The organism is Delftia sp., from assembly GCF_059499305.1.
The window spans coordinates 52,816-65,481 of sequence record NZ_JCABYI010000019.1 but is presented as its reverse complement, the minus strand read 5'-3'; the positions used below and the strand labels follow the sequence as shown (position 1 = coordinate 65,481).

The 12,666-nt window shown below is 64.7% G+C and carries 17 protein-coding genes and 1 pseudogene; 10 read left to right on the top strand and 8 right to left on the bottom strand.

What is annotated here, in order from left to right:
• The first annotated feature begins 365 nt into the window (after nucleotides 1-365).
• The 7 genes and pseudogenes from AC5I49_RS10780 to AC5I49_RS10750 all read left to right on the top strand — a co-directional run.
• Entirely contained in the window at nucleotides 366-1,097 is a 732-nt protein-coding gene (locus tag AC5I49_RS10780) for a TorF family putative porin (protein WP_016448601.1), read from the top strand.
• Between the two features lie 23 nt (nucleotides 1,098-1,120).
• The gene (locus tag AC5I49_RS10775; RefSeq protein ID WP_012202241.1) at nucleotides 1,121-1,459 is read left to right on the top strand and encodes a P-II family nitrogen regulator; all 339 of its coding nucleotides are present in this window, start codon (nucleotides 1,121-1,123) and stop codon (nucleotides 1,457-1,459) included.
• A 31-nt stretch (nucleotides 1,460-1,490) separates the two neighbouring features.
• On the top strand, nucleotides 1,491-2,864 hold the full coding sequence (amt, locus tag AC5I49_RS10770) for an ammonium transporter (protein WP_026062912.1): 1,374 nt from the start codon (nucleotides 1,491-1,493) through the stop codon (nucleotides 2,862-2,864).
• A gap of 236 nt (nucleotides 2,865-3,100) precedes the next feature.
• Nucleotides 3,101-4,300 (top strand): tyrosine-type recombinase/integrase, encoded by a 1,200-nt coding sequence (locus AC5I49_RS10765; protein WP_016451583.1) that lies wholly within the window; start codon nucleotides 3,101-3,103, stop codon nucleotides 4,298-4,300.
• A gap of 175 nt (nucleotides 4,301-4,475) precedes the next feature.
• Nucleotides 4,476-4,754, top strand: coding sequence for a hypothetical protein (locus AC5I49_RS10760; RefSeq protein ID WP_012202428.1), 279 nt, complete (start codon nucleotides 4,476-4,478; stop codon nucleotides 4,752-4,754).
• Nucleotides 4,755-4,758: 4 nt separating this feature from the next.
• Complete coding sequence (locus AC5I49_RS10755; RefSeq protein WP_012202427.1) at nucleotides 4,759-5,283, top strand: helix-turn-helix transcriptional regulator; 525 nt, start codon at nucleotides 4,759-4,761, stop codon at nucleotides 5,281-5,283.
• Nucleotides 5,283-5,429 (top strand): annotated as a pseudogene (locus AC5I49_RS10750) (addiction module antidote protein); the annotation flags it as partial. The gene AC5I49_RS10755 and the pseudogene AC5I49_RS10750, both read left to right, overlap by 1 nt.
• Before the next feature lie 83 nt (nucleotides 5,430-5,512).
• On the opposite strand, the gene AC5I49_RS10745 reads toward AC5I49_RS10750, so the two are convergent.
• The 8 genes from AC5I49_RS10745 to merR all read right to left on the bottom strand — a co-directional run bounded on the left by AC5I49_RS10745 (nucleotide 5,513) and on the right by merR (nucleotide 10,193).
• Nucleotides 5,513-5,944, bottom strand: coding sequence for a hypothetical protein (locus tag AC5I49_RS10745; protein WP_012202425.1), 432 nt, complete (start codon nucleotides 5,942-5,944; stop codon nucleotides 5,513-5,515).
• A 95-nt stretch (nucleotides 5,945-6,039) separates the two neighbouring features.
• Complete coding sequence (arsH, locus tag AC5I49_RS10740; RefSeq protein ID WP_012202424.1) at nucleotides 6,040-6,762, bottom strand: arsenical resistance protein ArsH; 723 nt, start codon at nucleotides 6,760-6,762, stop codon at nucleotides 6,040-6,042.
• Nucleotides 6,755-7,177, bottom strand: a complete 423-nt coding sequence (arsC, locus tag AC5I49_RS10735) for an arsenate reductase (glutaredoxin) (protein WP_012202423.1) — start codon at nucleotides 7,175-7,177, stop codon at nucleotides 6,755-6,757. Before arsC ends, arsH begins: the two co-directional genes overlap by 8 nt.
• A 14-nt stretch (nucleotides 7,178-7,191) precedes the next feature.
• Nucleotides 7,192-8,277, bottom strand: a complete 1,086-nt coding sequence (gene arsB / locus AC5I49_RS10730) for an ACR3 family arsenite efflux transporter (RefSeq protein WP_012202422.1) — start codon at nucleotides 8,275-8,277, stop codon at nucleotides 7,192-7,194.
• A 10-nt stretch (nucleotides 8,278-8,287) separates the two neighbouring features.
• Nucleotides 8,288-8,785 carry an arsenate reductase ArsC gene (locus AC5I49_RS10725; protein WP_012202421.1) on the bottom strand — a complete coding sequence of 166 codons (498 nt, stop codon included), beginning with the start codon at nucleotides 8,783-8,785 and terminating at the stop codon, nucleotides 8,288-8,290.
• Between the two features lie 12 nt (nucleotides 8,786-8,797).
• Nucleotides 8,798-9,268, bottom strand: a complete 471-nt coding sequence (locus tag AC5I49_RS10720) for an ArsI/CadI family heavy metal resistance metalloenzyme (protein ID WP_012202420.1) — start codon at nucleotides 9,266-9,268, stop codon at nucleotides 8,798-8,800.
• 12 nt (nucleotides 9,269-9,280) lie between these two features.
• Nucleotides 9,281-9,610, bottom strand: coding sequence for an ArsR/SmtB family transcription factor (locus tag AC5I49_RS10715; protein ID WP_016451582.1), 330 nt, complete (start codon nucleotides 9,608-9,610; stop codon nucleotides 9,281-9,283).
• Between the two features lie 175 nt (nucleotides 9,611-9,785).
• The gene (gene merR / locus AC5I49_RS10710; protein ID WP_012202418.1) at nucleotides 9,786-10,193 is read right to left on the bottom strand and encodes a mercury resistance transcriptional regulator MerR; all 408 of its coding nucleotides are present in this window, start codon (nucleotides 10,191-10,193) and stop codon (nucleotides 9,786-9,788) included.
• A gap of 71 nt (nucleotides 10,194-10,264) precedes the next feature.
• Between merR and merT the strand changes: the two genes are divergently transcribed.
• From merT to merA, 3 genes are read left to right on the top strand one after another with little or no spacing between them, the layout of a single operon-like run.
• Nucleotides 10,265-10,615 carry a mercuric ion transporter MerT gene (merT, locus tag AC5I49_RS10705; RefSeq protein WP_046239654.1) on the top strand — a complete coding sequence of 117 codons (351 nt, stop codon included), beginning with the start codon at nucleotides 10,265-10,267 and terminating at the stop codon, nucleotides 10,613-10,615.
• Between the two features lie 12 nt (nucleotides 10,616-10,627).
• On the top strand, nucleotides 10,628-10,906 hold the full coding sequence (gene merP, locus AC5I49_RS10700; protein ID WP_012202416.1) for a mercury resistance system periplasmic binding protein MerP: 279 nt from the start codon (nucleotides 10,628-10,630) through the stop codon (nucleotides 10,904-10,906).
• An 11-nt stretch (nucleotides 10,907-10,917) separates the two neighbouring features.
• Complete coding sequence (merA, locus tag AC5I49_RS10695) at nucleotides 10,918-12,606, top strand: mercury(II) reductase (protein WP_047219395.1); 1,689 nt, start codon at nucleotides 10,918-10,920, stop codon at nucleotides 12,604-12,606.
• Nucleotides 12,607-12,666: the final 60 nt, after the last annotated feature.

Genomic DNA, 12,666 nt, shown 5'->3' with positions numbered 1-12,666 from the left:
CTCTGTAAATGTAAGCAATTTCCCATCTTGGATACAGGCATGTATTTGAATGGCAGGCTATCCAATCAGGCATGTTCCAGAATCAGGCAATCCAGACTTGGCTGATCATGTGCTGTGGCAGGCGACCTGGGAATGTGCTGTACTGGGCATGAAAGCATTTGCACTTTTTTGGTGCATTTTTGGTGAGATGCCATGTGAGCGACCGCTATCACCGTAACGGTGCAGAACTTCTGCACAAAGCCGGTGCATGGGAGGATGCTGCGGTGCTGCATTGGTGGGCCGGAAGGCGCCCCACCCAGCAGAAAAGACTGGCACGGTCCGTGCTTAACCCGGTTGTCACGAAATTTTTCAAACCGGAGGATCCCATGTCCCGTGCCAGCCTCAAGTCGCTCGCCATCGCCTGTGTCGCCATCGCTCCGCTCTGGGCCCACGCCCAGCTCACGGCCAATGTGTCCCTGACGACGAACTACAAATTCCGCGGACAGGACCAGGACACGGGACGCAACAAGGCCGTCAAGCCTGCCCTGCAAGGCGGCTTCGACTACACCTTCGGCGACAGCGGCTGGTACATCGGCAACTGGAACTCCAGCGTGGACTGGCTGCCGGGCAACTCCCTGGAAACCGACTTCTACGGTGGCTACAAGTTCAAGGCCGGCGAGGTGGACCTGGACTTCGGGGCCCTGCAATACCTGTACTCGGGCAACTCCAGCGGCAACACCACCGAGCTGTATGGCGCGGCCACGTACGGCCCGTTCACGGCCAAGTATTCGCACACCGTATCCAAGGACTACTTCGGCTGGGCGGGCGAGAAAGCCGGCTCGGGCCTGTCGGGCCGCAATACCGGCTACCTGTGGCTGGGCTTCAGCAAGGAAGTCATGCCCAAGGTGACCGTGAAGGCCTCGCTGGGCTTCACGCGCTTTGCCAGCGACATCAAGGGCCTGGGCGTGCCCAACTATATGGACTACAGCGTGGGCGGTGCCTACGATTTCGGCGACGGCGTGTCGCTGGGCGCGGCCGTCACGGGTGCGAACAAGAAGTCTTACTTTGGTGACGTCAACAAGGCCCGCCTGATCGTGACGCTGACCAAGACCCTGTAACCGGACCTGAGGAGCTAAGCATCATGAAACTGGTGACCGCCATCATCAAGCCCTTCAAGCTGGACGAGGTGCGCGAGGCGCTCTCCGACATCGGCGTGCAGGGCATCACCGTGACCGAAGTCAAGGGCTTCGGCCGCCAAAAGGGCCATACCGAGCTGTACCGCGGCGCGGAATACGTGGTCGATTTCCTGCCCAAGCTGCGCCTGGAGGCCGCCGTGCCCGACGCGCTGGTGGACCAGGTGATCGATGCCATCGAGGCCGCTGCGCGCACCGGCAAGATCGGTGACGGCAAGATCTTCGTGCTGCCCATCGAGCAGGCCGTCCGCATCCGTACCGGCGAGACCGGCGACAGCGCACTGTGAGTTTCAACCCCACGTTTCCCGAAAGACTGCCATGACCAAACGACTTCTTTCCATGGGCCTGGGGCTGGGCCTGCTGGCCGCAGGCGCCGCTGCCCTGGCACAGGAGCCCGCCGCCGCTGCAGCCGTTGCCGATGCGGCCGCTGCGGCAGCCCCCGCCGCCGCGGCCGCAGCCGAGGCGCCGGCCCCCGCGCTCAGCGCCGGTGACACGGCCTGGATGCTGACCTCGACCATGCTGGTGATCCTGATGGTGATCCCGGGCCTGGCACTGTTCTACGGCGGCCTGGTGCGCACCAAGAACATGCTGTCCGTGCTGTGCCAGGTGTTCGTGATCTTCTCGCTGATCACGCTGCTGTGGGCCGTCTACGGCTACTCGCTGACCTTTGCGGGCGAAGGCAACTTCTTCGGCGGCTTCGGCAAGATCTTCCTCAAGGGCATTGCGCCCGACACGCTGGCCGGCGCACTGCCGACCATTCCCGAGTACGTGTTCGTGGCCTTCCAGTCCACGTTCGCCGCCATCACCGTGGCCCTGATCGTCGGCGCCTTCGCCGAGCGCATCAAGTTCTCTGCCGTGATCCTGTTCTCGGTGCTGTGGTTCACCTTCAGCTACATCCCCATGGCCCACATGGTCTGGGGTGGCGGCCTGCTGGGCAAGGACGGCGCGCTGGACTTCGCCGGCGGCACCGTGGTGCACATCAACGCCGGTATCGCCGGACTGGTGGGTTCCTACATGCTGGGCAAGCGCATCGGCTTCGGCCGTGAGGCCCTGCCTCCGCACAGCCTGACGCTGACCATGGTCGGTGCCTCGCTGCTGTGGGTGGGCTGGTTCGGCTTCAACGCCGGCTCGGCAGGTGCTGCCAACGGCATCGCCGGCCTGGCCTTCATCAACACCATCGTCGCCACGGGCGCCGCCACCATCTCCTGGCTGGCCGCTGAAGCCCTGCACAAGGGCAAGGCCTCGATGCTGGGTGCCGCCTCGGGCGCCGTGGGCGGCCTGGTGGTCATCACCCCGGCGGCCGGCCTCGTGGGCCCCATGGGCGCCATCGTCATGGGTCTGATTGCCGGTCCCGTCTGCCTGTGGGGTGTGTCCGGCCTGAAGAAGCTGCTCAAGGTCGATGACGTCTGCGACGTGTTCGGCGTGCACGGCGTGGGCGGCATCCTGGGCGCCATCCTGACCGGCGTGTTCTGCGCCTCCAGCCTGGGCGGCATCGAGCCGGCAAACTTCAACATGGGCCATCAAGTGTGGGTGCAGGTCAAGAGCGTGCTGCTGACCATCGTCTGGTCCGGTGTGGTGGCTGGCATCTCCTACAAGATCTGCGACCTGGTCGTCGGCCTGCGCGTCAGCGAAGAGTCCGAGCGCCAGGGCCTGGACATCACCACGCACGGCGAGGTGGCGTACTACCGCTGATCGGTTTCCAGGGAGTTCATTGCGGATTGGCCTCGGTGCTTGCACCGGGGCCTTTTTTCATTTCACACTGACTTCAGTACCGTAATTCGCTGGACTACGCCGAAGCCAGATACAGCAGGTTTATCAATAACTTAGGCGCGTTCATCATATGCCGGTGCTTTCTGAAACCTGATCCGGCTTCCTGCCTCGTGGCTCCCATGTGGCCCCTGGAAACCGGGTCTTTCCGAGGAGTCATCGTGGCAAAAATCAAGCTCACCAAGTCCGCAGTGGATGCGGCACAACCCCAGGCGCAGGCCGTCGAACTGCGGGACACGCTGGTGCCCGGCTTCCTGTGCAAGATTACACCAGCGGGCCGCAAGGTGTTCATGCTCCAGTACCGCACGAACGCCGGCGAGCGCCGCAAACCCGCTTTGGGCCTGTATGGCGAACTGACCGTCGAGCAGGCCCGCTCGCTGGCCCAGGAATGGCTGGCCCAGGTACGCCGGGGCGGCGACCCGGCCGCCGACAAGGCGGCGGCGCGCAAGGCGCCCACGGTCACGGAACTGTGCGTGAAGTTCATGGAGGATCACTCCAAGCAACGCAACAAGCCCAGCACCCGCCGGGGCTACCAGGGCGTCATCGACCGCTGCATCGTCCCCTTCCTGGGCCGCATCAAGGTTCAGGACGTGAAGCGCCCGGACGTGGCCGGGGCGATGAAGAAGATGGCGCACAAGCCCGCCGAGGCGAACCGCGCTTTCAGCGTCATGCGCAAGATGTTCAACCTGGCCGAGGTCTGGGGTTATCGGCCGGACGGCACCAACCCATGCCGCCACGTCCCGGTGTACCCCGACGGCAAGGCCACCCACCTCATCAGCGACGAGGACATGGGCAAGCTGTTCCGGCACCTTGACGGTATCGAGGCCGAAGGGCTGGAGAACTACGTCATCCCGCTGGCGATCCGCCTGCAATTCGAGTTTGCCGGGCGGCGCTCCGAGATCATCTCGCTGGAATGGGCATGGGTGGATCTGGACAACCGCCGCGTGGTCTGGCCCGATAGCAAGACAGGTGGCATGTCCAAGCCCTTGAGCGAGGAAGCCTACCGGCTGCTGTCCACCGCGCCGCGCCGGGACGGCTGCCCCTACGTGCTGCCGTCGCCGAACGACCCGGCCAAGCATCTCACCGAGGGCGAGTATTACGGTGCCTGGTGCCGCATCCTGAAGGCGGCGGGCGCTACGCACGTGGGCACGCATGGCATCCGCCACCGTTCGGCCACTGACATCGCCAACTCGGGGATTCCGGTGAAGGTGGGCATGGCGCTGACGGCGCACAAGACCGTGGCGATGTTCATGCGGTACGTCCACACGGAGGACGATCCGGTGCGGCAGGCCGCCGAGCTGGTGGCGAACCGGCGCAAGACGATCACCGGGGCGCAACGCACCGAGCAGGCGTCCGCATGAACGGCAAGATGCCGTCGGCTGCGGCAGGCGCGGCGTTGCCAGCCTTTCGTGTCGGAAATCAGGCCCGCCGAATTGTCGCGACGCTGTCGCGACAATTCGAGCGTGGGTCACCAAGCCTTGCAGCAAGGTTGTCACTTGACAACCTTGCGCATCATCCCCATACTGGAGGTCGCTGATGGCCCGTTCCTCTCACCCGAAGAAAGAGGTCGAGGATGCGCTGCGACACGCCGAAGGGCAAGGCTGGCGTGTCGAAGTCGGCGGTAGCCATGCCTGGGGGCGGATGTACTGCCCGTACAACGATGAGGAATGCCGTTGCGGCGAGTTCTGCATTACCAGTGTATGGAGCACGCCGAAGAACCCCGGCAACCATGCCCGCGCCTTACGGCGCGCCGTGGACAACTGCACCATGGACCGCCAGCAGCGCGAGGCGGATGACGATGGCACCCAGGAATAGCGCGATGGAATACACCTTTACCCTCAAATACCAGCTCACCGATGACGACCGCGATTCGCAGACACTGGTCGAGCGCCTGGGTGAAGCCGGCTGCGACGATGCCCTGGTCGGCATCGGGCAGCCGGGGCGGCTGGCGCTGGAATTTACCCGCGAGGCGGTGGATGCAGATGAGGCAGTGCGCAGCGCGCTGGCCGATGTGCGCCGTGCCGCACCCTCGGCCCGGCTGATCGAAGTGGCGCCTGATCTGGTTGGGCTGACCGATGTGGCCGACATCGTGGGCGTGTCGCGGCAGAATATGCGCAAGCTGATGCTGGCCCATCCGGGTAGCTTCCCGGCGCCGGTGCATGAGGGCAGCGCGTCGATCTGGCATCTGGCGGATGTGCTGGGCTGGATGCAGGCCAAGGGCGGTTATGCCCTGGCGCGGGAGGTGCTGGACGTGGCGCGGGCCGCCCTGCAGGTCAACGTGGCCAAGGAAGGCCGGCGCTTGCCGCGCCTGGCGTTCGAGGAACTGGAAGCGCTGGTGGGCTGATGAAAAGCAGACCCCATGACGAAGCGATGGCCGAGCTGTACCGCAGCGACCCGGCGCTCGCGCTCGAAGTCATCAACGGTGTTCTGGAGGACGGCGACCAGGCCGAACTGCCGACTGTGCTGCGCCAGATGGCGCGGACGTTCGGTGCTGACGCTCGATCTTCCGCAGCCGATGAATTCTCGTATCGCTGATACGAGAATTTCGGCTCGGAGGTGCCACCAGCTTCCCATCAGAAAAGGTCGTCCTCGCACGCTTGCGGCGCTGTCGGACGATCCATTGATGGCTTCTTGACCATGGCCTCCAGTGCGTCAAGGGCCGCTTCGCGGAGCTTTCGGACGCGGGGCAGCAAATCGAACAGGGACAGCCCGAGCTGTGGCGACAGCAGTTCGACGATCAGCCGGTAATGCTCGTCCTCCCGCAAAACTTTCGTCTGGAACAACAGCCAAAAGCAGGACTCGCCCAGTTCCTGCCTGGAGGGCAAGTCCTCTATGGACCGCGACTCAGCGGCCTCGATGTAGGTGTCCACGATGGCTTCTGCCTCAAGCCACAATTCCGAAGCCGTCTCGTCATCGACGGGTTCCTTTTCTGCGAGCTCCCTGATATGCGCAAACGCAGCGGCCTCATCGGCCTGCTTGTAGACCTTGCTGCTGGAAATTCCCATTCTGTTCTCCGATCCGTTTCTGTCGCTGCGATGGCGCATCAGATTAGCGTCACGACGGATTGGTGAGTGAAGTGCTTGTTTTTTAGGGGGAGTGTTCAGATAGCCGTCTGCTGGACGCGCCGGCTCAGTGCTTCCGCACTTTCCTTGCGCTCGCTGTAGCGGTCCACGAGGTACGGCGCCGCATCGCGCGTGAGCAGGGTGAACTTCATCAGCTCCTCCATCACGTCCGCGATGCGGTCATAGTAGGCCGAGGGCTTCATGCGCCCGGCCTCGTCGAACTCCTGGTACGCCTTGGCGACCGAGGACTGGTTGGGGATGGTCAGCATCCGCATCCAGCGGCCCAGCACGCGCATCTGGTTGACGGCGTTGAAGGACTGCGAGCCGCCCGAGACCTGCATCACCGCCAGCGTCTTGCCCTGCGTCGGGCGCACTGCGCCGGCCGACAGCGGAATCCAGTCGATCTGCGTCTTCATCAACCCCGTCATGGCCCCATGGCGCTCGGGCGAACTCCACACCATGCCTTCGGCCCACTGGGCCAGCTCGTGCAGTTCCTTGACCTTGGGATGGTCGGCGGGTGCATCGTCCACCAGTGGCAGGCCCGAGGGATTGAACATGCGCGTCTCACCGCCGAGCGCGCGCAGGATGCGAGCCGCTTCCTCAGCGGCCAAGCGACTGAACGAGCGCTCGCGTAGCGAGCCATAGAGCAATAGGAAGCGCGGCGCGTGCGTGGCGCGCTCGGGTGTCAGCAGCCGTTGGGTATCGGGCAGTTGGAATAGCGCGGTGTCGATATTGGGTAGGTCGATTCTGGATTCAGACACGGCGGCCTTCCGCGTCCACGACCGCTTCGCCGTCTTCCTTGTTGAACGCGCCGCGCTGTGATTGCGGCAGGATGTCCAGCACGGCCTCCGAAGGCCGGCACAGCCGCGTGCCCAGCGGCGTCACCACGATAGGGCGGTTGATCAGAATGGGATGCTGGAGCATGCAGTCGATCAACTGCGCATCGCTCCACTTCGGGTCATCGAGGCCGAGTTCCGCGTAGGGCGTGCCCTTCTCGCGCAATACCGCGCGCACCGGCACGCCCATGTCCGTGATCAGGCGTTGCAGGGTTTCGCGGTCGGGCGGTGTCTTCAGGTATTCGATGACCGTGGGTTCCTCGCCGCTGTTGCGGATCAGGGCCAGCACGTTGCGCGACGTGCCGCAGACGGGGTTGTGATATATCGTGATACTGCTCATGGGAAATGCCTTGCTTATCTGCGGGCAGGGTTCGGGCCGCACTCATACCAGCCCTTGCTTTGGTTGACGATCCGAACGACCAGCAGCATCACCGGCACCTCGATCAGCACGCCGACCACGGTGGCCAGCGCCGCGCCGGACTGGAAGCCGAACAGGCTGATGGCGGCCGCTACAGCCAGCTCGAAGAAGTTGGAGGCGCCGATCAACGCCGAGGGGCAAGCGATGCTGTGCTGCTCGCCGGCCTTGCGGCTGAGCCAATAGGCCAGGCCGGAGTTGAAGAACACCTGAATCAGGATCGGCACCGCCAGCATGGCGATGACCAGCGGCTGGCGGATGATGGCCTCGCCCTGGAAGGCGAACAGCAGCACCAGCGTGAGCAGCAGCGCCGCGATCGACAGCGGGCCGATGCGCTCCAGCGCCCGGTCGAAGGCGGCTTGGCCCTTGTTCAGCAGAGCACGGCGCCAGAGCTGGGCCAGGATGACCGGAATCACGATGTACAGGCCGACCGATACCAGCAGCGTGGCCCACGGCACCGTGATGGACGACAGGCCCAGCAGCAGGCCGACAATGGGCGCGAAGGCAAACACCATGATGGTGTCGTTCAGCGCCACCTGCGACAGCGTGAATACCGGATCGCCCCCGGTCAGCCGGCTCCAGACGAACACCATCGCCGTGCAGGGCGCGGCGGCCAGCAGGATGAGGCCGGCAACGTAGCTGTCGAGCTGGTCGGCCGGCAGCCACTGAGCGAAGACCTGGCGGACGAAGATCCAGGCCAGCAGCGCCATCGAGAACGGTTTGACCGCCCAGTTGACGAACAGCGTCACGCCGATGCCGCGCCAGTGCTGCTTGACCTGGCCCAGCGCACCGAAGTCCACCTTCAGCAGCATCGGCACGATCATGATCCAGATCAGCAGACCGACCGGCAGATTAACCTGGGCGATCTCCATGCGGCCAATGGCCTGAAATACGTTGGGTGCGAACTGGCCCAGCGCGATGCCGGCGACGATGCACAGCAGCACCCACACGCTCAGGTAGCGCTCGAAGACGCTCATGGTGGAGGTGGCCGGCACGCGGCCGGCCGTTTGGGTTCCAACACTCATCGCGCAGACCTCACTTCGTACCAATGCTGCGCAGCTCGTGCTGCAGCGACATGGCATCGAGCCGCTGCAATGGCAGCGACAGGAACAGCTCAATGCGCCGGCGCAAGGTCAGCGCCGCATCCGTGAACGCCTTGCGCTTCTGCTCGTCGGTGCCTTCAACGGCTGCAGGATCAGGCACACCCCAATGCGCTGACATCGGGCGCCCAGGCCATACGGGGCAGACCTCGCCGGCGGCGTTGTCGCACACCGTGAAGATGAAATCCAGCTCCGGTGCACCGGGCGCCGCGAACTCGTCCCAGTTCTTGCTGCGGTAGCCGACGATCGGCATATGCAGCCGTTCCAGCGTGGCAAGCGCCAGCGGGTGGACTTCGCCCTTGGGGTGGCTGCCCGCCGAGTAGGCGCGAAAGCGCCCCTGGCCCAATTCATTGAGGATGCCTTCGGCCAGGATGGAGCGGGCCGAGTTACCCGTGCAGATGAACAGGGCGTTGTAGGTCTTGTTGGTGGTCATGGATGTCTCACATCAGCAGCAGGACGAAGCCGGCTTCACCGCAACGCCCACCGGCTTGCCGCGCGCCGGGGCGCAGCAGGCTGCGGCAGAACCCGTTGCAGGCGCCGCTTCGTTGAAGACCGGGATGCTGCCCAGCGTATGAAAGTGTTCCCAGGCCACGCCCTGCGGATCGGTGATCCAGTGCTTCTCGCTGCGCGCGTAGCAGCAGGTGGTGGTGCCTTCGTCGAGCAGCGCCATGTCGGCCGCCTCGGCGCGTGCCTTCAGCACGGCCAATTCCTCCGCATCGTCGGTCTGGATGCCCAGATGGTCGATGCCTGGTTTGTTGCCCCGTGTGGAGATAGCGAAGTTGACCGGCGGGTCTTCGAGCATCCACTTGGCGTAGTCGCCCTCGACACGCGCGGGCTGCGCGGCGAACAGTTGGGAATAGAAGCCGATGCTGCGGTTCAGGTCATCGACGTGCAGGTGAACGTGAAAGCGCTTCATGGGGAGATCCTTTCAGCAGGAAGTACAGGCAGAGGAGGAATCACTGACCTCGCATGTGCTGCCTTGGCAGCAGTGCTCGGTCAGGTAGCCGAGCAGTCCGTTCATCTGGGTGAAGTCGGCGCGGTAGATCAGGTTGCGGCCCTGCTGCTCGATGGTGACCAGGCCGGCATGGGCCAGCTCCTTCAGGTGGAAGGACAGGGAATTGCGGGCCACGTCGAGCTGGTCGGCGAGGGCGCTGGGTGTCAGCCCTTCGGGGCCGGCGACCACCAGGGCGCGGAAAACCCGCAGGCGCTGGGTGTGGGCCAGGGCGCCGAGGGCGGAAACGGCTTGGGTCTCTTTCATATTTCGATAATACAACATTTATTGAATTAATGTGCAAAAGGGCACTATCGCGCCGAATTGTGGCCATCCGGTCTTGATCCCATCGCGCCTCCGGCTCAATACCTTAAATCTGGTTCGCGCGCCGCGCTTGCCTGTCCGCCCCTTCGCCGCGAGGTGAACGGCCGAACTTCTCCGCTCAACAGCAGTGCAATGCCGCGATCAGCGGGCAGGACACATTGCCATGGTGCGCGTCGCATTCACCCACCAATTTCGACAATGCCGCCTCAATCCGTGTGAGGTCCACCAGGCGGGCGCGCACATCGGCCAGCCGCAGCGAGGCCAGCTCCGCCGCCTCATTGCAATGGGTGCCGTCCTCAAGTTTCAGAAGCTGGCCGATTTCATCCAGGCTGAACCCCAGGCGCTGGGCTGACTTCACGAACTTCACCCGCGCCACATCTGCCGGCCCGTAGCGGCGGATGCGGCCGTAGGCCCGCTCCGGCTGGGGCAACAAGCCCTTGAGCTGATAGAACCGGATCGTCTCCACATTGACTGTGGCCGCCTTGGCAAAGGCGCCGATGGTCAGATTGTCCGAGGCGCTTTCCATGACGCTTGACTCCGTAGTTGACTACGGAAGTAACCTTACAGCATCAAGCGAAGTCCCGGAAGGAAAACCATATGTCGGAACCCAAGAGCGGGCGTGGCGCCCTGGCCGCTGGCGGCCTCGCCGCCATTCTTGCGTTGGCCTGTTGCCTCGGCCCCCTCATCTTGGTCTTGCTCGGTTTCTCGGGCGCCTGGATCGCCAACCTGGCCGTGTTGGAACCCTACCGGCCGATTTTCATCGGCGCGGCCCTGATGGCGCTGTTTTTCGCCTGGCGCAGCATCTTCCGGCCGGTTCACGCCTGCAAGCCGGATGAGGTCTGCGCCGTGCCCCGCGTGCGGACGGCCTACAAGATCATTTTCTGGATCGTGGTCGCGCTGGTCTTGATTGCCCTCGCTTTTCCGTACGTCCTGCCGTTGTTCTATTGAGAGGAATCCACCGTGAAGAAACTTGCCACCGCTATTGCCCTGGCCGTTACCCTGGGCGCTCCGGCGTGGGCCGCCACCAAGACCGTCACACTGTCGGTGCCCGATATGACCTGCGCGTCGTGTCCGATCACGGTCAAGATGGCCCTGTTCAAGGTGGCCGGGGTCCAGAAGACCGAGGTCAGCTATGAAAAGCGGGAAGCCGTCGTGACCTTCGACGATGCCAAGACCAACGCCGGGGCCTTGGCCAAGGCCACCGCAAACGCGGGCTACCCCGCCACCGTCAAGCAGTGAGGTTGCCCGCCATGGCCGAAGCGATCGCCTTGCACATCGACGGCATGACCTGCGCGTCGTGCGCCGAGCACGTCAGAGAGGCGCTGGAGAAGGTGCCCGGGGTGCGCTCGGCCTCGGTGTCCTATCCGCGGCGACGGGCCGAGGTCGAGGCGGATGCGGACATGAACCATGGTCCGCTGGTCGCGGCGATGGCCGCGCTCGGTTACCGCGCACGGGTGTCCGACACGCCGAACAAGGCTGCGGGCTTGTTGGGCAAGGCGCTGGGCTGGCTGGGCAGCGAACCGAGTCACGGTGGTGGCGAGCGGGCGCTGCATGTGGCCGTGATCGGCAGTGGCGGCGCGGCGATGGCGGCGGCACTCAAGGCGGTCGAGCGAGGCGCGCGCGTGACGCTAATCGAGCGGAGCACCATCGGCGGCACCTGCGTCAATGTCGGCTGCGTGCCGTCCAAAATCATGATCCGCGCCGCGCACATTGCGCATCTGCGCCGGGAAAGCCCGTTCGATGCCGGCCTGCCGCCCACGCCGCCGTCCATTCTGCGCGAGCGGCTGCTGGCCCAGCAACAAGGCCGCGTCGATGCGCTGCGCCATGCCAAGTACGAAGGCATCCTGCAGAGCACCCCGGCTATCACCGTGCTGCATGGCGAGGCCCGTTTCATGAATGAAAACTGCCTGACCGTGCAACTGGCGGAAGGCGGTGAGCGCACGGTGGCCTTCGACCGCTGTCTCATCGCCACTGGTGCGAGCCCCGCGCTCCCGCCGATTCCTGGCTTGAAGGGCACTCCCTACTGGACCTCCACCGAGGCGCTGGCGAGCGATGCCATTCCCTCGCGGCTGGCCGTGATCGGTTCGTCGGTGGTGGCAGTCGAATTGGCGCAAGCCTTTGCCCGGCTGGGCAGCCAGGTCACGATCCTCGCGCGCAGCACACTGCTCTTTCGCGAAGACCCCGCCGTCGCCGAAGCCGTCACGGCCGCGTTCCGTGCCGAGGGCATCGAGGTGCTGGAGCATGTCCAGGCCAGTCGAGTCGCCCATGCAGAGGAAGAGTTCATCTTGACGACGGATCGCGGCGAGCTGCGCGCCGACAAGCTGCTCATTGCCACGGGGCGCGCGCCGAACACCCGCACGCTGAACCTCGAAGCGGCGGGCATCGAGGTCAATCCCCAGGGGGCCATCCTCGTCAGCCACACCATGCGTACCAGCGCGCCGCACATCTACGCGGCCGGCGACTGCACCGACCAGCCGCAATTCGTCTACGTCGCGGCGGCGGCCGGCACGCGCGCCGCCATCAACATGACCGGCGGCGACGCGACGCTGGACCTGACGGCGATGCCGGCCGTGGTGTTCACCGATCCGCAGGTGGCGACGGTGGGCTACAGCGAGGCGCAAGCGCGCCACGACGGCGTCGAGACCGACAGCCGCACGCTCACGCTCGACAACGTGCCGAGGGCGCTGGCCAACTTCGACACGCGCGGCTTCATCAAGCTGGTTGCCGAGGCCGGCACCGGACGGCTGATCGGCGTGCAGGCGGTCGCGCAGGAAGCGGGCGAACTGATCCAGACGGCGGCGCTGGCGATCCGCAACCGGATGACCGTGCAGGAGCTGGCCGATCAGCTATTCCCCTACCTGACGATGGTCGAGGGCCTGAAGCTCGCGGCGCAGACCTTCAGCAAGGACGTGAAGCAGCTGTCCTGCTGTGCCGGATAGCGTCATCTCTTGCTGAGCGCGATTTTTTCCAGGAGTCACGCTCGGCAGTGACGCCGGCTT

Excerpts from the sequence above, each read along its gene's own strand:
- merR (WP_012202418.1), bottom strand. The coding sequence starts at position 10,193 with ATGGAAAGCGCCTCGGACAATCTGACCATCGGCGCCTTTGCCAAGGCG.
- AC5I49_RS10720 (WP_012202420.1), bottom strand. The coding sequence starts at position 9,268 with ATGAAGCGCTTTCACGTTCACCTGCACGTCGATGACCTGAACCGCAGC.
- AC5I49_RS10715 (WP_016451582.1), bottom strand. The coding sequence starts at position 9,610 with ATGAAAGAGACCCAAGCCGTTTCCGCCCTCGGCGCCCTGGCCCACACC.
- merA (WP_047219395.1), top strand. The coding sequence starts at position 10,918 with ATGGCCGAAGCGATCGCCTTGCACATCGACGGCATGACCTGCGCGTCG.
- AC5I49_RS10745 (WP_012202425.1), bottom strand. The coding sequence starts at position 5,944 with ATGGGAATTTCCAGCAGCAAGGTCTACAAGCAGGCCGATGAGGCCGCT.
- AC5I49_RS10780 (WP_016448601.1), top strand. The coding sequence starts at position 366 with ATGTCCCGTGCCAGCCTCAAGTCGCTCGCCATCGCCTGTGTCGCCATC.
- AC5I49_RS10725 (WP_012202421.1), bottom strand. The coding sequence starts at position 8,785 with ATGACCACCAACAAGACCTACAACGCCCTGTTCATCTGCACGGGTAAC.
- AC5I49_RS10775 (WP_012202241.1), top strand. The coding sequence starts at position 1,121 with ATGAAACTGGTGACCGCCATCATCAAGCCCTTCAAGCTGGACGAGGTG.
- arsB (WP_012202422.1), bottom strand. The coding sequence starts at position 8,277 with ATGAGTGTTGGAACCCAAACGGCCGGCCGCGTGCCGGCCACCTCCACC.
- AC5I49_RS10760 (WP_012202428.1), top strand. The coding sequence starts at position 4,476 with ATGGCCCGTTCCTCTCACCCGAAGAAAGAGGTCGAGGATGCGCTGCGA.
- merT (WP_046239654.1), top strand. The coding sequence starts at position 10,265 with ATGTCGGAACCCAAGAGCGGGCGTGGCGCCCTGGCCGCTGGCGGCCTC.
- AC5I49_RS10755 (WP_012202427.1), top strand. The coding sequence starts at position 4,759 with ATGGAATACACCTTTACCCTCAAATACCAGCTCACCGATGACGACCGC.
- amt (WP_026062912.1), top strand. The coding sequence starts at position 1,491 with ATGACCAAACGACTTCTTTCCATGGGCCTGGGGCTGGGCCTGCTGGCC.
- arsC (WP_012202423.1), bottom strand. The coding sequence starts at position 7,177 with ATGAGCAGTATCACGATATATCACAACCCCGTCTGCGGCACGTCGCGC.